Below are 17,067 nucleotides of genomic sequence, written 5' to 3' on the forward strand. Positions count from 1 at the left end.
GCCGGCCCACTCGTATGCTGGCCCCTCGAACGCCAACGCCGCAGCCATGCCATCGTGCTTGCGCCAGGGATGCCATGACGCAACCCAGCCCTGCGGAAATCGGCTCTCAAGACTTGCTGGACCCTAAAACCATAACGGAGACCACCATGCAGTCAGAGCAGCAGCGCGTCCTGCGCAATACCATCCCCGATGCCCTCGCCCGCGCGGTACGGCGCAGCCCCGACAAGGTGGCGCTGCGCTTCGGCGAACGCAGCTGGACCTATCGCGAGCTCGAGGCCGCGGCGGCCAGCGTGGGCGCCGCGCTGCAGCGGTGGGGCCTGCGCCCCGGCGACCGCGTGGCGGCGTTCGGCAAGAATTCGGATGCCTACGTGCTGCTGTGGCTGGGCTGCCTGCGCGCCGGGCTGATCCATGTGCCGGTGAATTTCTCGATGACGCGCGGCGAGGTCGAGTACATCGTCGCCCAGTCCGGCGCCAGCGCGCTGTTCGCCGACCCGGCGCTGGCCGCGCACGTCGACGGGCTACCCTGCCTGCTGCTGGGCAGCCTCTACGGCGGCGGCGAGCGCGACGTGCTGACGGCGGCCAAGGGCCCTGCCGGGGAGATCCTCGCCACGCTCGACGATGCCATGCCAGCGCAGATCCTCTACACCTCCGGCACCACCTCCGCGCCCAAGGGGGCGGTGCTGACGCATCGGGCCTTGCTGGCCGAGTACATGAGCGCCATCGCCACGTGCGACATCAAGGCGGAGGATTACTCGCTGGCCGCGCTGCCGCTCTACCACTCCGCGCAGATGCATGTCTTCCTGATGCCGCTGCTGCTGATGGGCGGCAGCATCTTGCTGGCGCAAAGTCCCGAGCCTGGCTTCTGCCTGCGCAAGGTGCGCGAGGCCGGCATCACCAGCTTTTTTGCGCCGCCCACCGTATGGATTGCGCTGCTGCGCCACGCGGACTTTGATCCTCGCCAGCTGGTCTCGCTGACCAAGGCCTATTACGGCGCGTCGATCATGCCGCTGCCGGTGCTGCTGGAACTGCGCGAGCGCCTGCCCGCGCTGGGCTTTTTCAACTGCTACGGACAAAGCGAGATCGGCCCGCTGGCCACGGTGCTCGGCCCCGAGGCGCACCGCGAGCGGCCCGCCTCGGCCGGGCGGCCCGTGCTGAATGTGGAAACCCGCATCGTCGACGAGAAGATGCGGGACGCCAAACCCGGCGAGCTCGGAGAGATCGTGCACCGCTCGCCGCAGTTGCTCACCGAGTACTGGGACAAGCCCGAGCAGACCGCCGAGGCCTTCAGCGGCGGCTGGTTCCACTCGGGCGACCTGGGCTATATGGACGAGGACGGCTATCTCTATGTGGTCGACCGCATCAAGGACGTGATCAATTCCGGCGGCGTGCTGGTATCCAGCCGTGAGGTCGAGGAATGCCTGTACCAGCATGACGCCGTGGCGGAAGTCGCCGTGTTCGCGCTGCCGCATCCCAGGTGGGTGGAGGCCGTGGCGGCTTGCGTGGTGCTCAAGCACGAGACGCGCGCCGAGGAGGATGCGCTGCTTGCCCATGCCCGCGCCGCGCTCGCCCCGTACAAGGTGCCCAAGCGCATCGTGTTGGTGACCGACCTGCCGCGCAACACCGCCGGCAAACTGCTCAAGCGGCAATTGCGTGAGGATTACGCGGGCTTGTTCGTGGCGGGCTTGTAGACGCGGGCTTGTAGACCATCAAGGCTTCAGCAATTTCAGCAAAGCCTCGGCGGCGGCCGCCGAGGCGGGATTCTGTCCGGTCACGAGCCGCTGCGCCGCCAGCGCGTAGCTCTGCCAGTCGGCTGCCTTGCTGTAGTTCCCGCAGCCACCTCCCCGCCCGGGAACCTTTACACAATAGAAGATCCCGGCAACCCCATCCTCAGTAAGGCATTGCCACGCCGTTCTGCACCTTGACCCGGTCGCCATTGCGCAGGTTGTACGGCGTCGACTGGGTCAGCGTGAGGTAGCCATTGTCGGTGGTGCGCACGCGGATACGGTACGCGGGCGGTGCCGTGTTGGTGCGCTTCTCCACCTCGTTGCCAGCCATCGCGCCGACCACCGCGCCGCCGATGGTCGCCACCGTGTTGCCGCGGCCGCCGCCAACCTGGTGGCCGAGCAGGCCGCCCACCATGCCGCCGATCAAAGTGCCGGCAACGCCGCCACTTGCCGCCTGTCCCGGCAACATCTCGATGGATTCAACCTGGCCATAGCGCACGCCATAGGCGTCGTTGCCGTAGGCGGCTTGCGGCTGGCTCGCCTGGGGATAGCCGGCTTGCGGGTAGCCCTGCTGGGGATAATTCTCTTGCGCCGGCGCCTGCGGGTAGCCGGACTGGGAATAGTCGGCCTGCGGGTAAGCCGGTTGCTGGTAGCCCTGCTGCGGATAGGCCACGGGATAAGCGCCGCTCACCTGCGTGCTGCTGCCGTACGTGCCCGAATTGCCGTAGGCCCCGTAGCCACCATACCCACCGCCATATGGCGCGGTCACGCAGCCGGCCAGGGCGCCCGCGGCAAGCAAGGCAAGCGCGCCGGTACGAAGGGGAAAAGAAGGGAAAGGCATCGGGAGAACTCCTGCGGTAGCAACGCGAGTGGGAATGCGCGCGAGTCTAGTGCCGCAGGAGCGGCTCGGGTGTCACCGAGGCTTGTGATTGGTAACTGCCTGTAACGGGGAGCGCCTGCCGGGTTAAAAAAGCGCTCTTGCCCGCTGCAAGGGCGCGTCAAGGGCGCTTCAGTGGCGCATCAGGGCGTTCAGGCGCGCTCCGCGCCATCGTCGTTGAAGGCTGTAAGGCGTGCCACGCGGAAGGTGCCGCGCAGCGATTCCAGCTCGCTCCGGTGCAGCATGGCCAGCCGGTTCAGGAAGCGCTCGCCCTTGGCCATCAGGTGGACCTCGACAATGCGGCGGTCATCCGGGTTGGCCTTGCGCTTGACCAGGCCGGCCGCCTCGCAGCGGTTGACCAGCGCGACCACGCCGTGCTGCTTGGCCTGCAGCCGCTCGGCGAGTTCGCCGATCGATGCCCAGTCCTTGCCGGCGCAGCCGCGGATATGCAGCATCAGCAGGTATTGCTGCACGGTCAGCCCTTCGTTCTGGGCGGCATCTTCTGAAAACCGCAGGAAACGCCGCAGTTGGTAGCGAAAATCGGAGAGTGCCTCGAAATCCTGCTTGGCAAGCGGGGATTGGGATGCGGCAGGCTGACGGGTCATAAGGGGCAGCGTCCAGGCGCTGGGGAACTTGGCTCGACGCTCATTATAGGGGCTGCCCCCGGCGGTTCCGCTGATGTGCGGCAATGCCAGGGTCATGAGCCAGGCCAGGGTTTCGACCTGCGCCGATGCGGGTATGGCAGAATCTGTGCGTTCGCAGACACTCCTGACTGCCGACATCACACTTCCACCGGAACCGAAACCGATGTTCACGGAAATCGCCCTTTTCCTGCTCGATACCGTCTTCAGCTTGTTCGGCATGGCGCTGCTGCTGCGCCTGTGGATGCAATGGACACGACTGCCCACGCGCAACCCCGTCTCGCAAGGCGTATTCCAGGTCACCGACTGGCTGGTGCGGCCCTTGCGCCGGGTCATCCCCGGCCTTGGCGGCATTGACTGGGCCACCGTGATCGGCGCCTGGCTGACCGCCCTGGCGTTCCTGCTGCTGGTGCTGCTGGTCTCCAGCGCGGATCCGCTGGCCTACCTGCCGCTGATCCTGCTGATCGCCTTGCTCAACGTGCTGAAGTGGGGCATCAGCATGGTGATGTGGGTCACGCTGCTGATGGCGATCCTGTCGTGGGTCAACCCGCACTCGCCCGTCACGCCCGCCATCAACCACCTGACCGAGCCGCTGCTGCGCCCGATCCGCCGCGTGCTGCCTCGCCTGGGCGGCTTCGATATCTCACCGCTGGCGCTCTTTGTGATCGCACAGATCCTGCTGATGATCATTGCCCGCCTTGGCGCGGGATTGTTCGGCGCGCGTTTCGGCCTCTGAAGGCCTCTGAAAGCCTCTGAAGACCCGTCCGGCAAGGGATGCCGGCAGATGCCCCGGGTTCAGGCCCGGGGCATTGTCCATGGCGGCGAACAGTGTTTTGGTGATTGACGCTTTTTCCTAGGCAGCTGGAGGCATACATTACAGCCAACGTGGAACACACCACGACATGCCCGAAGGAAGAAAAGCATCATGAAGACCCTCGCACAACCCCGCACCCTCGCCGTTTCCCTCCTCTGCGCCATCGGCCTGTCGATGGCCGCCGCCTCCGCGCACGCCAGCACGCCGGTTTCCGACCTGGCCCGCCTCGATGGCAGCATCGGCCGCACTGTCGACGCGTTCACCGACGGTGCCCGCAGCGGCCCGCGTGACGCGTTCACCGATGGCGCCCATGCCGGCCCGCGCGACCCGTACACCGACGGTGCTCGTGGCGTGAACGAGCCCCGCAGCAGCTTCAGCGACGGCGCCTGAGCGCAACCTGGCATTCGCCAGGGATGGAAGAGACAGTTAGTTAGTGTTAGTTAGTCAGCAAGTGCTCACAGTGTGAGCAGCATTGTCAGCGCGGCAATGGGCAGGCCTGCCAGCCGCCCACCCCAACCGCAATGCCCCCCCACAGCCGCGCCAGCCCTCACGGGCCGGGTGCGGCTGCGTCGTTTCGGTCCTGCAGTTCGGAGGCCATCATGGCTTCCACCGCCTCCATGAAGACACGCACCTTGCGCGGCTGCAGCCGGCGGTCGGGCAGCAAGGCAAAAACGCGCAGCGGTGGCGGCGGGTAGTCAGGCAACACCTTCACCAGCCGCCCCTGGGCAACTTCCGCCTCGCAATAGATCAGCGACAGGCGGGCAATGCCAAGGCCGGCCAGCGCGCCCTGCAGGCGCAGTTCGGCGTTGGCGGTCTGCATGCGCGGCCGGATCGGTACCGCCACGCGCTCGCCGTCGCGGGTGAACTCCCACATGCCGTCGCCGGGCGTGGTCAGGGTCGGCAGGTTGGCCAGGTCTTCGGGCTGCAGTTGCAGCGGCAGGCCGGCTGCCAGCGCCGGCGCCGCGAACAGGCCGCGCTCCACATGATAGATACGCCGCGCCACCGTCCCGGAATCGGGCAGGTCGGCATCGACCGCGACAAAGGCGACGTCGAATCCGTCACGGATGGGATCGACCATGCCTTGCGAAATCTCCACCTTCACGTCCAGCGCAGGGTGGGCCGCGAGCGTGCGGCAGATCACGCCGCCCAGCTGCTGGGCGCCAAACTCATACGGCGCGGCGATGCGCAGCACGCCTTGCACCCGCTCCTCGCGCGCCAGTGTTTCCTGGCGGATCTCACGCAGCCTCGCGAACAAGGGCGCCACGTCGCGGTACACGGCGCTGCCGGCATCGGTCAGGCGCATGCGCCGGGTAGTGCGCTGGAGCAACTTGGAGCCGATGGCCGACTCGAGCCGAGCCACCGCTGCCGAGACCCGGGACTTGGGGCAGTCGAGCTGCTCCGCCGCGGCCGTGAAAGTGCCTTGCTCCACCACGCAGCAGAAGGCTTCCCAATCGTTCCACTGGATTGTCTCGTTCACCAGGCGATGTTTCCTTTACAAGCTATGTTTCCCAAACGCGCGCCATTATGCGCGCAGCGGGCGCGCCACTGGCGCGCGCCCCGCATTTCCTCTACCCTTTCGGCCTTTCCGTGTGTATTCGGCAATCAGCCGAACCAACCGATGGCCAGCCCTGCCGCTCCCGACAATTCCGACCGCCCGGCCACGGATGCTTCCGTGCCGCCCGACGCCGCGCCGGGCCCGGAGAAGCCGAGCGATACCTATGTGCAGTCTTTTGCACGCGGGCTCTCGGTCATCCGTGCCTTTGACGCGCAGCACCCCGCCCAGACGCTGAGCGAGATCGCGCAGGCCAGCGGCCTGACCCGCGCCGGCGCGCGGCGCATCCTGCTGACCCTGGTCGGCCTGGGCTATGTGCGCGCCGATGGCCGCTTGTTCCGCCTGACGCCCAAGATCCTCGACCTCGGCTTTGCCTACCTGACCTCGATGCCGTTCTGGAACCTGGCCGAGCCGATCATGGAGGCCTTGTCGCAGGAAGTGCACGAAAGCTGCTCGATCTCCGTGCTGGACGGCACCGAGATTGTCTACGTGCTGCGGGTGCCGGCGCGCAAGATCATGACGATCAACCTGTCCATCGGCAGCCGGCTTCCGGCCTATTGCTCGTCGATGGGCCGCGTGCTGCTGGCCGGCCTGCCGCTTGAGGAGCTCGACCGCGTGCTGGGCGCCAGCGAGCTGCGCGCCCGTACCAGCCACACCGTCACCGATCCCGCCGAACTCAAGGCCATCATCGCCGGCATCCGCGTGCGCGGCTGGGCGCTGAACGACCAGGAACTGGAAGAAGGGCTGGTCTCGCTGGCCGCGCCGATCCGCAACCGTGCCGGCCAGGTCATCGCCGCCATCAATATCAGCGGCCAGGCTAACCGCACCAGCGCCGACGACATGGCCAGCAACTTTCTGCCGCCGCTGCTGGCCGCCTCCGAGAAAATCTCGAACCTGATCAGCTTGCGGACCTGACGCGCCGCCCCGGTCAGGGCGTGGGCGTTGCCGGCGCGGGCAGCTCGACGCTGCCGAACTCGGCCGAGCGGGTGCCCGGCATCGGATGGTTGCTGGCACCGTGGTAGGCGAAGGCGACCGACAGCTTGACCGCTTCGGAGACGTTCTGGCCGGCGCTGTGAAACAGCCGGCTGTCGAACAGCAGCACGTCTCCACGCTCCAGGGCCAGCGGCCGCACGCCTTGCAGCATGGCCTGGCTGGCCGGATGCGACTCGATCAGGAATTCCGCCGCATCGAGCTGGCCGGGTTCGAGCGCGACCGTGTGCGAGCCGGGAATCACGCGCAGCACGCCGTTGCTCTCATCCTCGCGGCCAAGCGCCAGCCATACCGTCACCAGCTCCGGGCTGGCAAACGACCAGTAGCGGGTATCGCGATGCCAGCCAGTCTGGCTGCCATAGTGCGGATGCTTGGTCATCACGCAGTTGTGGTGGGCGAGAGTCAGGCGCACCGGCTCGCCCAGCAAGGTCGCCACCACCTGCGTCACCGCGGGATCGGCGGCCCATGCACGGAAGGCGTCGTCGCGCCCGTAGGCCTGGCGCAAGCGCCGCACCGTGGCCCCTCCGGCCGCGTCGCGGCTTGCGGGCGCGCCGGGATAGCCTAGCTCGGCTTCATATTCGACCGGCGCGACCGCCGCGGCCAGTTGCGCCCGCGCGACCTGCTCGAGCTGGTCGCAGACCGCGGGCGGGGCAAAGCCGCGCAGCACGATATAACCGTCGGCATGAAAGGCGCGGTTGAGTTCGTTCAAGTCTGCAGCGGTCGGGGCGATGGCCGCAGGGGTGGCCAAAGCGGTAGAAACCGTGGAAGCCGTGGAAGCCACTTTGGAAGCGGCACCCGGCGGGACAGCAAGCGGGGAGTTCATTGCAGCGGATGAAGGGTTGGCTGGGCCGACAGCTTCGATAATGCCAGAAGCCGGGCGAATCGGCGCGCCCCGCGTATGTTGCGTGCCCATTGCGTGCCCATTGCGTGCGCAAACAGACTGTTCTCGCGTGCATGCACGCCGCTACAATGGCCGGGTCCTCCTTCCGACCCGCAGGCTTCACGTGACAGCTCGCCCACGCATCGTCGCATCGCTCCCCGAAGCGGAAGCCCAGCTTGGCCGCATCGTCCTGGGCAAGCCCCGGCAGATCCGGCTGGCGCTGGCCTGCATGCTGGCACGTGGCCATCTGCTGCTGGAGGACCTGCCGGGCGTGGGCAAGACCACGCTCGCCCACGCGCTGGCGCGCACGCTCGGGCTGCAGTTCCAGCGCGTGCAGTTCACCAGCGACCTGCTGCCCGCCGACCTGATCGGCGTCTCCGTCTTCATGCGCGACAGCGCGGAATTCCGCTTCCATCGCGGCCCGGTCTTCGCGCAGGTGGTGCTGGCCGACGAGATCAACCGCGCCACGCCCAAGACGCAGAGCGCCTTGCTGGAGGCGATGGCGGAGGGACAAGTCACCCACGACGGCGTCACCCACGCCTTGCCGTCCCCGTTCTTCGTCATCGCCACGCAGAATCCGCTGGACCAGATCGGCACCCATGCCCTGCCCGAATCCCAACTCGACCGCTTTACCATGCGCTTGTCGCTGGGCTATCCCGATCCGGCCTTCGAGCGCGTGCTCTACCTCGGCGGCGCGGCGCCCGCGGCCGGCACGCCCGTGATGGATGCCGAGCAGGTGGCCGCGCTGCAGCAGGCCGCGGCCCAGGTCTATGCCGGCCCGGCGTTGGTGGACTATGCCCTGGCCCTGGTGCAGGCCACGCGCGCGCACTCGGCCTTTGCCGCCGGGCTGTCGCCGCGGGCGGGCCTGGCGCTGCTGGCCTGTGCGCGCGCCTGGGCGCTGCTGCACCAGCGCGATAGCGTGCTGCCCGAAGACGTGCAGGCGGTCTTCGTGCCGGTGGCGGGCCACCGGCTGCTGCCCTGCGGCGGGGCCGGCGGTGGCCAGGAGGCACTGGCCCGCCTGCTGGCCACCGTGGCCATTCCCTGACGCCCGATGCCGCGCAGCCGGCCGTTCCCTGCGCCGCGCACGGCATCCCCGGCCGCGCCTGGCCCCAAGTGGCTGGCATGGGCTTCGCCACCCTGGCTCAAGCGCCAGCGCGCACCCCGGCAAGGCGTGGTAACGCTGGACCGCCGTCACCTGTACATCCTGCCCACCCGGGCGGGCGTGGGCTTCGCGGCCTTGCTGATGGCCATGCTGCTGACCTCGCTGAACTACAACATCAGCCTGGGCTTCGCCCTCACCTTCGTGCTCGGCGGCATCGGCATGGCCTGCATGTGGCAGGCCTACCGCAACCTGCTCGACATGACGGTGGCCGGCGCCAGCGCGGCGCCAGCCTTTGCCGGCGATCCGGCCGCATTCAGCCTGCGCATCTCAGGCAGCGACGCGGGGGTGCGCATCGGCGTGGATGCAAGCCTGCCGGCCCAGGCCGCAACGTTGCCGGCCAGCCTGAGCCTGGCCCGGGACGCCACCGGCCAGCTGACCTTGCACCTGCCCACCAGCCAGCGCGGCTGGCTGGCGCTGCCGCGCGTCACGCTGTCGAGCCGTTTTCCTCTTGGGCTGTTCCGGGTGTGGAGCTATGCCGACCTGCCGCTAGCCGCGCTGGTCTACCCAAAGCCCGAGCCTGGCGCGCCGCCGCTGCCGTTTGCCGCGCAGCCCGACGACGATGGTGCGGCATCCCTGCCCTCGGACGACGGCGTGGATCAACTGCGGCGCTATCGCAGCGGCGATCCGCTGCATCGCATCGCCTGGAAACATAGCGCGCGCACCGGCCGCTGGGTAAGCCGCACCGGCGAGGCCGGCAGCCTGCCGACCTGCTGGCTGGACTGGCAGGCCCTGCCGCAAACACTCACCAACGAGGCGCGGCTGTCGCGCCTGTGCGCCTGGGTGGTGGCCGCGGGCGACACCATGGAAATTGGCCTGCGCCTGCCCGGGGTCGAGATCCCGCCCGGCCGCGGCGGCGCGCATCGGCGTGCCTGCCTCGAGGCGCTGGCGCTGTGGCCGGGACGCGCCGGGCAACCCGCGCCGGAAGGCTCGCGGTGAAGATGCCACCGCGCCCCCTTGCACACGAAGAGCACGGCCTGCTGCTGGGCCAGCTGGCACTGGTGCTCGCGCCGCAAGCGCGCAGCATGCCGGTGACCATCAGCGTCTTGCTGGTCTTGCTGATGGGTTGGCGCTGGCTGTTGTGGCGCCAGCGCGCGCCGTTGCCCTCGCGCCTGATGCTCGGGCTTATCGCGGGGCTGGTGATGCTGGTGGCCGCGGCGCTGGTCTGGCAGGCCGGCGGCAACATGGGGCGCGACCTGTCGGTGGCGCTGCTGGGTGCCTTCGTCGTGCTCAAGCTGCTGGAGTGCCGGGTGCTGGCCGATGCCACGCTGGTGACCCAGCTTTGCTTTTACCTGCTGCTGAGCCTGTACCTGTTCGACCAGCCGTTCTGGCTGGCCTTGTACAGCCTGGCCATCGCTGCCTGGCTGCTGCGCAACTGGCTCTTTCTCGGGCATCCCGAGGCGCGCGGCTATCTCGCCGTGTGGCCGTTGCTCGGCCGCCTGACGCTGATCGGGCTGCCCTGGGCACTCCTGCTCTTTTTCCTGTTCCCGCGCCTGGATCGCCCGCTGTGGCGCCTCCCGCAAGCCGAGACCGTGGCCACCACCGGCATCAGCGACACCATGAGCCCGGGCAGCGTGAGCCGGCTCACCCAGTCGACCGAAGTCGCGCTGCGCGCCGATGTGGAAGGCGGCCCCTTGCCGGCCAGCGCCCTGTACTGGCGCGCGCTGGTGCTGTGGCAATTCGACGGCCAGACCTGGCGGCCATCTCCCATGCGGCAGCGGCGCGCGCAGCCGGCGCCGGGCTTGCCGGCTGCCGATGACATCGCTGCAGATGCGGGCCCCGGCGCGACGATTGGCAAGGCCTTGGCGAACGGCATCGTCAACTACAGCATCACGCTGGAGCCCAACCAGCACCCGTGGCTGTTCCTGCTCGACCGTGGCCAGGCGATTGCCCCCGGCGCCGGCGCGGTGATCAATGCCGACGGTGAGTTTTTCACGCGCGACCCGGTCGACCGGCGCCTGCGCTACCGCGCCCGTTCGGCCCCGGCCGTGGCGCAACCGCTCGATCCGGCGACGCGAGAGCTGGCGCTGACATTGCCGCCGGGCAACCCTCGCACCCGGGCGCTCGCCGCCGAGTGGGCGGAGCAATACCCCGATCCCGCCGAGCGGGCGCGGGCCGCGCTGCGGCTGTTTGCCGCCGCGCCGTTCAGCTACACGCTCTCGCCTTCGCCGCTTGGCCGCGAGCAGGTCGACAGTTTCCTGTTCGACACGCGGCGCGGCTTTTGCGAGCACTACGCCAGCAGCTTCGTGTTCCTGATGCGCGCGGCCGGCGTGCCGGCGCGGGTGGTCACGGGCTACCTCGGCGGCGAGTACAACCCGATCGGTGGCAACTACATCGTGCGGCAGGCCGACGCCCATGCGTGGGCGGAAATCTGGCTCGAGGGGCGCGGCTGGGTGCGCGCCGATCCCACCAGCGCGGTGGCGCCAAGCCGGGTCGAGCGCGGCATCGACGCTGCGCTGGAGGCCAGCGAGATCGAAGCGCTGCGCGCGATGCGAGACCCAGGCTGGCTGCGGAACCTGCGCTGGGGCATGGATGGCATGGTCTACACCTGGCAACGCTGGGTGTTGCAATTCGATCGCGGCCAGCAGGCCCGGCTGATGCAGCAGCTCGGCATCGGCGACAGCGTGCCGCAGGTCCTGCTGGGCGGACTGGCGGCGCTCAGCCTGCTGGCGCTCGTGCCACTCGTGCTCAGGCGCCGCCGGATCGATCCGGTGCAGGCCGCCTACGCGCGCTTCTGCCGTCAGCTGGCACGCCGCGGTTGCGTGCGCGCGCCGTCCGAAGGGCCACTGGATTTTGCCGCGCGGGCCGCTCGCGCCTTCCCGGCTGCCGCGCTGGCCGTGCAGGATTTCAGCGTTCGCTACACCCGGCTGCGCTACGGCCGCCTGGCACCGGCACAGCGCTTGGCCGAGCTTGCCGGCCTGCGGCAAGCGCTGCGCCGGCTCTGCCGCCACCTCGCGCGCTGAGCCAGGTGGACGCCGAGGGACGTCATCGCCTTGACTTGTTTCAGATGATATAATTACGTTTGTAATTACATTGCCGGGCCGGACCTGTTGCCCCGGCATCACCTGACTGCCCGCCATGTCCTTCGAAGACCGCATCGACCGCTTCTGCGCAAGCCACCCGGAAGCGCCGCGCGACCTGATCCTGGCTTCCCGGCTGCTGATGCGCACCGCACGCCTGCTGCGCAGCCACATCGATCGCGCACTGGCGCCATTCGAGCTGGACCTGCAGCAATACCTCGCCATCAGCCTGCTCGCCACCGACGACAACCAGCCCAGCCTGCCGTCCGAGCTCGGCATCACGCTCGACGCCACGCGCACGCAGATGACCCGGCTGATGGACGGGCTCGAGACGCGCGGCCTGGTGCGCCGGCACGCCTCGGCGCAGGACCGCCGCAGCACCGAGCTGGTACTGACCGCCGCCGGCCACCGCATGCTGGAGCGCACCGCGCCAGCCGTGCACGCGGCCTACGCCGAGGCCTGGGGGCCGGTAGGCGAAAGCGGCCTGGCCGCCTCCACGCGCGCGCTCAACCGCATGCACCAGAACCTGCTGACGCTGGAACCATGAAGACAGTGTCCGCCTTGTGGCCGCTGCGGCTCGGGCTGCGGTGGCTGCGCCTGCTCAGCCATCGGCAGCGCCAGACGCTGGTGATGCTGCTGCTCGCGCTGGCCACGTCGGTGGAGTTCCTCGAGAACATCATGTTCGTGTTCGCGTCGAGCCATATCGTTGGCGGCGTCGATGCCGATCCGCGCAGCTTCGCCCTGGTCCAGGCCGCGTATGCGGTGGGCAGCATGTTGATGATCCTCAAGCAGCAATGGCTGGCGCAGCGCTTTGGCTATCGCTACTACCTCACCGGCGCGCTGCTGATCTTCATGGCCGGCACGCTGGCTGCCGCCACCAGCCATTCGCTGCCGCAACTCGTAGGCGCGCGCTTTGTGCAGGGCGTGGGCGGCGGAGCGCTGTTTACCAGCTGCCGCATCCTGGTCAATGTGATGTTCGCGCCGGCCGAGCGGCCGCGCGCTTCGCGCATCTTCATGCTGGGGATCTTTGCCGCATCCGCGCTGGCGCCCGCCATGGCGGCGGAGCTGATCGAGCGCGGCGTGTGGCAGGACGTGTTCTACGGCGTGTTGCCATTCGCCGCGCTGGCAACGCTGGGAGCATGGCTGCTGCTGCCGGACGCCGAGCCGCGCGAAGACGATCCCGGCCCCGCGCTGGGCCCGCTGCTGCTGTTCGGCGCGGCCGTGGTGACCTTGCAGGCCGCCATGACGGAGGCGCGCTTCGATATCTTCTCGCACCCGCTGCGGCTGGCGCTGATCTGCGCGGCGGGCGTCGGCCTGCTGTTGTGGTTCCTCTGGCAGCAATGGCATCACAGCACACCGGTGCTCCATCTGCGCGCGCTGCGCAATCCGGTCTACCTGACCGGGCTGGCCATGTACTTTGCCTACTACCTGATCAGCAACCTGAGCGGCTACGTCTTCCCGATCTACGCCGAGCAGGCGCTCGGGCTGCCGCTGGCGACCACCGGCTGGCTCAACACCTTCGCCGCCACGGTCAGCTTGGCCGGGATCTTCGTCTACCTGCGCGTGGCCCCGAAGCTGCCGCACAAGAAGCCGCTGATGGCGAGCGGCCTGCTGCTGATGGCCGGCGCTACGTGGTGGTTTTCGTCGATGCCGCCCAACGCCGGCCCGTCGGCGCTGGCGTGGGGACTGGTGGGCAAGGGCCTGTTTGGCGTGATGGTCATCATCCCGATTGCCGGCCTGACCTTCCGTTCGCTGGCAGGCGACGACTTCGCCCACGGCTACCGCAGCAAGAACCTGCTGCGCCAGATTGCGGCTTCGTTCGCGTCCGCGCTCGGCGCCGTGCTTTTGCAGAACCGGCAGTTCGCCGTGCATACCAGCCTGACCGGCGCCATTGGCCAGCACACGGCGCAGGCGCAGCAGTGGATGGCCACGGCCCAGGCGGCCTTGAGCGCGCGCGGGCTGGATCCTGGCCACGCCTACCAGGCCGCGCTGGCGCAGCTTGCCATCCTGGTGGACACACAGGCCAGGCTGATTGCCTGCGAGGATCTGTATCGGCTGATCGCGGTGCTTGCCCTGACGGCTGCCGTCTTAATGCTGGCGCAACGCCGTCTCGATTGAAGCGCGCTTGCGGCAAGACTGGGAGTTGGGTGCCGGGGAGCGGGCTGATCTGTCCGCCGCACTGGCTACGCTGTATCGGCCCGAGGGGCTGGAGCAGCGCGTTGGATCTGGTAAATCTGGCTGGATGTGCCTGGCATGCCGGAGCGGAGCGCTCCTGGGAGTCGCGGCGCGGGGCGCGCGCGGCTGTCGCTCTATCGCGAGAGCGTCGGGTCGACTAGTGATTCGGCTCTAGTCAGAACAGAGCCAGCTGACGCATGCCAAAGCCGATGGTTTCTTCCACGCGCATGCGGGCGTGAGCGAGCGAGCCTTCCGCGCCGGAGTAGTTGCCTGCGGCCCAGTGGTAGACCACCGGCATGTCGCCGCGATCGGACAGGCGAACTTCGCCCAGTTTCTCGCCGCGCTCATTGCGGTAGAAATGCGAACGGTAGCCGCGCTCCCAGTGCGGGGCTTCGGCTTTCTTGCGCCGGCGTGGGGTGGGCGAGGCTTGCGGCAGGCGCCGCGCTCTCTCGGTACCCGTGGTCGCGGACGCGCGGGTGAAATCCAACTGCATAGACTTCCTTGTGTCATCGAGTCTGCAGGACAATGTCGCATTAATGGCCAAGGATGGTCAAGGCCGTTGCTGCGTGTCCTGCTTCGCAGTCGAGATGATACCTGTTACCGCGCGTTCTGGCAGCCCTATTGCACTGGAATTCGGCGTCCACTAAGGCTTGGCGGGCCGATACGTATACCTTCGTACCGGCCCGCCTGCCATTAATGCCGCGGTTAACTCAGTGGGTTAACTTCGCGGTTAACTCCGTGGTTAACCCAGGTCCAGAGGGATAAAGATCCGGGCATCGTCGCGTTGCACCAGCAGTGCCACCTGCTTGCCGGACTTCGCCACCAGGGCCCGCAACTGCTCCGCCGAGCTGATCGGCGTGCCGTTGATGGACAGGATGACGTCACCCGCCTGGATGCCCACCTTGGCTGCCGGCCCGGCAACATCTTCGACCACCAGCCCGCCTTCGATCCCGCTGTCGCGCTTCTCCGTCGGGCTCAGCGGGCGAACCGCCAGGCCAAGCTTGCCGCCGGCGTCATTGGCGGGATTCTTGCCGGCGACTGCCGCATCCTTGGCCGTGCCGATCTTCACCGTCAGCGTCAGGGGCTCGCCCTTGCGAATCACCTTCAATGAAGTCTGCGTGCCCGGCGCAATGTCGGCCACATGCTCGGGCAAGTCGCCCGAGTGGTCGATCACGTCGTTGCCAAGCTGCACGATCACGTCGCCCGGCTTGAGGCCAGCCTTGGCGGCCGGGCTGTCCGGCTCCACCGAGTTGACCAGCGCGCCGCTGGGCTTTGGCAGCCCGAACGATTGCGCCAGGGCCTGGTTGACCTCCTGCACACCGATGCCGAGACGGCCGCGCGTGACCTTGCCATGCGCCACCAACTGCGCCTGCACCTTGGTGGCCACGTCGATGGGAATCGAGAAGGACAATCCCTGGTAACCGCCGGTCTGGCTGTAGATCTGCGAATTGATGCCGATCACCTCGCCCCGCTGGTTGAACAGAGGGCCACCCGAGTTGCCGGGGTTGACGGCGACGTCGGTCTGGATGAACGGCACATAGGTGTCATCGGGCAAGGAGCGCGATTTCGCGCTGACGATGCCGCCGGTGACGGTATTCTCGAAGCCATAAGGCGAGCCGATGGCGAGCACCGGCTCACCCACGCGCACGCGCGAGGGGTCGCCCAGGCGCACAGTCGGCAGATCCTTGGCATCGATCTTGATCACCGCCACGTCCGTCTGCGCATCCGCGCCCAGCACCTTGGCCTTGAATTCGCGACGGTCGGTGAGTTTCACCGTCACCTCCTGGGCGCCATCCACCACGTGCGCATTGGTCAGGATCAGGCCATCGGGGCTGACGATAAAACCGGAGCCAAGGCCACGCACCAGTTGCTGCTGGCCATTCTGCGGCCCCTGGAATTGCGGGCCAAAGCGCTTGAAGAACTGGAACAAGGGGTCATCCGGGTCCATGCCCTGCGGCACCTGTGCCGAAGTGCGCTGGGCGCGCGCCGTGACACTGATATTGACCACTGCCGGACCGTACTGGTCGACAATGCTCGAGAAATCGGTGGGCGCGGCCACGGCCAGCGGCTGGGCCGGGGCCGTCACGGGCGCCTGAGCGGCATATCCCGGCGTGATGACTTCCTTCTGCAGATAGGTATACCCCCCGGCAAGAGCGGCCAGGGCAGCAATACCAATGGCTGAGCGTGCAAGCGTCTGGCGAATCATGGCGATGTTCCTTTCTTGGTTACCTAAGGCGTCCGGGCTGTCTGGACGCGACAGGACCATCCTAAAGGCCGATCCTTAAACCAGGCTTAAGGAAGCGTAGAAGGCACTGCCGGGATCAAGAAGGGCGCCGCCAATGCGGGGCGGTCAAGGTGCGGGGGGATGCTTAAGCAGGAGCGGCGCCCTGGGCTTGGGTCATCTCTGTCGCCAATTGCACGCAAAAGATCCGCTTCTGCGCGGAAGTCAACCGCTTCGCCGCTGCTTCGGCCTTTGAAGCTTCCGAGCGATTCTCGAAACGCTGCCAGCCCAGGATCCGGATGGGCTTGCGCGATCGCGTATATTTAGCGCCCGTTCCTGCCAGATGCTGTGCGAAGCGCCGCTCCACATCCGTGGTAATACCGGTGTAGATCGTGTTGCCCTCGCATTCGAGCAGGTAAAGAAACCACGGGGTTTCGCCGTCGGCTGGCATTCGGATTGAGTTAAAGGAGCGCGAGAAGGGGAGCGCGAGAAGGTGGCCGGAACAGCAATTATGCTTGCTGCCATCACTTTTCGCTGCCGCAAAAGCAAAACCCCCCAGTACTTTCGTACTGGGGGGTTTCAAGGGAGAGCCTGGCGATTACCTACTTTCACACGGGTATCCGCACTATCATCGGCGTGGAGTCGTTTCACGGTCCTGTTCGGGATGGGAAGGGGTGGTTCCAACTCGCTATGGTCACCAGGCATAAACGGTGGCCGCGTTGACTTGGTCAACGCAGCGAATAGGGATGTAGTAAGTAGGTTGCGAGGTATCGGCCAAGCTGCTTTGTTGCTGTCGCAGCGGCACGCGATACTCAACCAGGAGAAACACACTAGTTATAGGATCAAGCCTTACGGGCAATTAGTACTGGTTAGCTTAACGCATTACTGCGCTTCCACACCCAGCCTATCAACGTCCTAGTCTCGAACGACCCTTCAAGGAGCTCAAGGCTCCAGGGAATCCTCATCTTCAGGCGAGTTTCCCGCTTAGATGCTTTCAGCGGTTATCTCTTCCGT

16 protein-coding genes, 2 rRNA genes and 1 pseudogene are annotated in these 17,067 nt (G+C 67.4%); 9 read left to right on the forward strand and 10 right to left on the reverse strand.

The features are described 5' to 3' along the window. Positions 1–146: 146 nt before the first annotated feature. A complete protein-coding gene (locus ACYP5B_RS40500; RefSeq protein ID WP_459573394.1) occupies positions 147–1,688 on the forward strand; it encodes a fatty acyl-CoA synthetase in 1,542 nt (513 codons plus the stop codon). An 18-nt stretch (positions 1,689–1,706) separates the two neighbouring features. Here ACYP5B_RS40500 and ACYP5B_RS40505 read toward each other — a convergent pair. From ACYP5B_RS40505 to ACYP5B_RS40515, 3 genes and pseudogenes are all read right to left on the reverse strand, one after another. Beyond that, positions 1,707–1,829, reverse strand: a pseudogene (locus tag ACYP5B_RS40505) (type 1 glutamine amidotransferase domain-containing protein); the annotation flags it as partial. A 58-nt stretch (positions 1,830–1,887) separates the two neighbouring features. Further along, positions 1,888–2,565 (reverse strand): outer membrane lipoprotein, encoded by a 678-nt coding sequence (locus tag ACYP5B_RS40510; RefSeq protein WP_459573395.1) that lies wholly within the window; start codon positions 2,563–2,565, stop codon positions 1,888–1,890. Between the two features lie 188 nt (positions 2,566–2,753). Then, entirely contained in the window at positions 2,754–3,206 is a 453-nt protein-coding gene (locus tag ACYP5B_RS40515) for a MarR family winged helix-turn-helix transcriptional regulator (protein ID WP_400101019.1), read from the reverse strand. 202 nt (positions 3,207–3,408) lie between these two features. Between ACYP5B_RS40515 and ACYP5B_RS40520 the strand changes: the two genes are divergently transcribed. Continuing rightward, a complete protein-coding gene (locus ACYP5B_RS40520; RefSeq protein WP_400101021.1) occupies positions 3,409–3,978 on the forward strand; it encodes a YggT family protein in 570 nt (189 codons plus the stop codon). Positions 3,979–4,167: 189 nt separating this feature from the next. Further along, positions 4,168–4,446, forward strand: a complete 279-nt coding sequence (locus tag ACYP5B_RS40525) for a hypothetical protein (RefSeq protein ID WP_400101023.1) — start codon at positions 4,168–4,170, stop codon at positions 4,444–4,446. 157 nt (positions 4,447–4,603) lie between these two features. On the opposite strand, the gene ACYP5B_RS40530 is transcribed toward ACYP5B_RS40525, so the two are convergent. Beyond that, the gene (locus tag ACYP5B_RS40530) at positions 4,604–5,533 is read right to left on the reverse strand and encodes a LysR family transcriptional regulator (RefSeq protein ID WP_150991598.1); all 930 of its coding nucleotides are present in this window, start codon (positions 5,531–5,533) and stop codon (positions 4,604–4,606) included. A 141-nt stretch (positions 5,534–5,674) separates the two neighbouring features. Here ACYP5B_RS40530 and ACYP5B_RS40535 point away from each other — a divergent pair, with 141 nt between their 5' ends. Next, entirely contained in the window at positions 5,675–6,523 is an 849-nt protein-coding gene (locus ACYP5B_RS40535; protein WP_400101025.1) for an IclR family transcriptional regulator, read from the forward strand. 13 nt (positions 6,524–6,536) lie between these two features. On the opposite strand, the gene ACYP5B_RS40540 is transcribed toward ACYP5B_RS40535, so the two are convergent. Then, positions 6,537–7,421, reverse strand: coding sequence for a phytanoyl-CoA dioxygenase family protein (locus tag ACYP5B_RS40540; protein WP_400101027.1), 885 nt, complete (start codon positions 7,419–7,421; stop codon positions 6,537–6,539). Positions 7,422–7,602: 181 nt separating this feature from the next. Here ACYP5B_RS40540 and ACYP5B_RS40545 point away from each other — a divergent pair, with 181 nt between their 5' ends. The 5 genes from ACYP5B_RS40545 (at position 7,603) to ACYP5B_RS40565 (ending at position 13,775) form a co-directional block, all read left to right on the forward strand. Further along, a complete protein-coding gene (locus ACYP5B_RS40545; RefSeq protein ID WP_400101029.1) occupies positions 7,603–8,523 on the forward strand; it encodes an AAA family ATPase in 921 nt (306 codons plus the stop codon). A 6-nt stretch (positions 8,524–8,529) separates the two neighbouring features. After that, complete coding sequence (locus tag ACYP5B_RS40550; RefSeq protein WP_459573397.1) at positions 8,530–9,576, forward strand: DUF58 domain-containing protein; 1,047 nt, start codon at positions 8,530–8,532, stop codon at positions 9,574–9,576. Further along, positions 9,573–11,600, forward strand: coding sequence for a transglutaminase TgpA family protein (locus ACYP5B_RS40555; RefSeq protein WP_459573398.1), 2,028 nt, complete (start codon positions 9,573–9,575; stop codon positions 11,598–11,600). The genes ACYP5B_RS40550 and ACYP5B_RS40555 overlap by 4 nt, the downstream gene beginning before the upstream one ends. Before the next feature lie 115 nt (positions 11,601–11,715). Then, entirely contained in the window at positions 11,716–12,204 is a 489-nt protein-coding gene (locus ACYP5B_RS40560; RefSeq protein ID WP_459573399.1) for a MarR family winged helix-turn-helix transcriptional regulator, read from the forward strand. After that, positions 12,201–13,775 (forward strand): MFS transporter, encoded by a 1,575-nt coding sequence (locus ACYP5B_RS40565; RefSeq protein ID WP_459573400.1) that lies wholly within the window; start codon positions 12,201–12,203, stop codon positions 13,773–13,775. The genes ACYP5B_RS40560 and ACYP5B_RS40565 overlap by 4 nt, the downstream gene beginning before the upstream one ends. A gap of 232 nt (positions 13,776–14,007) precedes the next feature. Here the strand turns inward: ACYP5B_RS40565 and ACYP5B_RS40570 are convergent, their stop codons facing one another. From ACYP5B_RS40570 to ACYP5B_RS40590, 5 genes are all read right to left on the reverse strand, one after another. Next, positions 14,008–14,325 (reverse strand): hypothetical protein, encoded by a 318-nt coding sequence (locus tag ACYP5B_RS40570; RefSeq protein ID WP_006164639.1) that lies wholly within the window; start codon positions 14,323–14,325, stop codon positions 14,008–14,010. Positions 14,326–14,574: 249 nt separating this feature from the next. Then, complete coding sequence (locus ACYP5B_RS40575) at positions 14,575–16,038, reverse strand: DegQ family serine endoprotease (RefSeq protein ID WP_459573401.1); 1,464 nt, start codon at positions 16,036–16,038, stop codon at positions 14,575–14,577. Positions 16,039–16,201: 163 nt separating this feature from the next. Continuing rightward, positions 16,202–16,504 carry a GIY-YIG nuclease family protein gene (locus ACYP5B_RS40580; protein ID WP_400101040.1) on the reverse strand — a complete coding sequence of 101 codons (303 nt, stop codon included), beginning with the start codon at positions 16,502–16,504 and terminating at the stop codon, positions 16,202–16,204. A gap of 138 nt (positions 16,505–16,642) precedes the next feature. Beyond that, a 5S ribosomal RNA gene (gene rrf, locus ACYP5B_RS40585) occupies positions 16,643–16,755 on the reverse strand. A 136-nt stretch (positions 16,756–16,891) separates the two neighbouring features. Then, positions 16,892–17,067 (reverse strand): 23S ribosomal RNA (locus ACYP5B_RS40590); the annotation flags it as partial.

The organism is Cupriavidus sp. 8B (assembly GCF_054589115.1).

Bases quoted from the DNA above. Each gene is read 5' to 3' on its own strand.
- ACYP5B_RS40560 (WP_459573399.1), top strand. From the start codon at position 11,716: ATGTCCTTCGAAGACCGCATCGACCGCTTCTGCGCAAGCCACCCGGAA.
- ACYP5B_RS40575 (WP_459573401.1), bottom strand. From the start codon at position 16,038: ATGATTCGCCAGACGCTTGCACGCTCAGCCATTGGTATTGCTGCCCTG.
- ACYP5B_RS40510 (WP_459573395.1), bottom strand. From the start codon at position 2,565: ATGCCTTTCCCTTCTTTTCCCCTTCGTACCGGCGCGCTTGCCTTGCTT.
- ACYP5B_RS40500 (WP_459573394.1), top strand. From the start codon at position 147: ATGCAGTCAGAGCAGCAGCGCGTCCTGCGCAATACCATCCCCGATGCC.
- ACYP5B_RS40525 (WP_400101023.1), top strand. From the start codon at position 4,168: ATGAAGACCCTCGCACAACCCCGCACCCTCGCCGTTTCCCTCCTCTGC.
- ACYP5B_RS40580 (WP_400101040.1), bottom strand. From the start codon at position 16,504: ATGCCAGCCGACGGCGAAACCCCGTGGTTTCTTTACCTGCTCGAATGC.
- ACYP5B_RS40550 (WP_459573397.1), top strand. From the start codon at position 8,530: ATGCCGCGCAGCCGGCCGTTCCCTGCGCCGCGCACGGCATCCCCGGCC.
- ACYP5B_RS40570 (WP_006164639.1), bottom strand. From the start codon at position 14,325: ATGCAGTTGGATTTCACCCGCGCGTCCGCGACCACGGGTACCGAGAGA.
- ACYP5B_RS40515 (WP_400101019.1), bottom strand. From the start codon at position 3,206: ATGACCCGTCAGCCTGCCGCATCCCAATCCCCGCTTGCCAAGCAGGAT.
- ACYP5B_RS40520 (WP_400101021.1), top strand. From the start codon at position 3,409: ATGTTCACGGAAATCGCCCTTTTCCTGCTCGATACCGTCTTCAGCTTG.
- ACYP5B_RS40565 (WP_459573400.1), top strand. From the start codon at position 12,201: ATGAAGACAGTGTCCGCCTTGTGGCCGCTGCGGCTCGGGCTGCGGTGG.
- ACYP5B_RS40540 (WP_400101027.1), bottom strand. From the start codon at position 7,421: ATGAACTCCCCGCTTGCTGTCCCGCCGGGTGCCGCTTCCAAAGTGGCT.
- ACYP5B_RS40535 (WP_400101025.1), top strand. From the start codon at position 5,675: ATGGCCAGCCCTGCCGCTCCCGACAATTCCGACCGCCCGGCCACGGAT.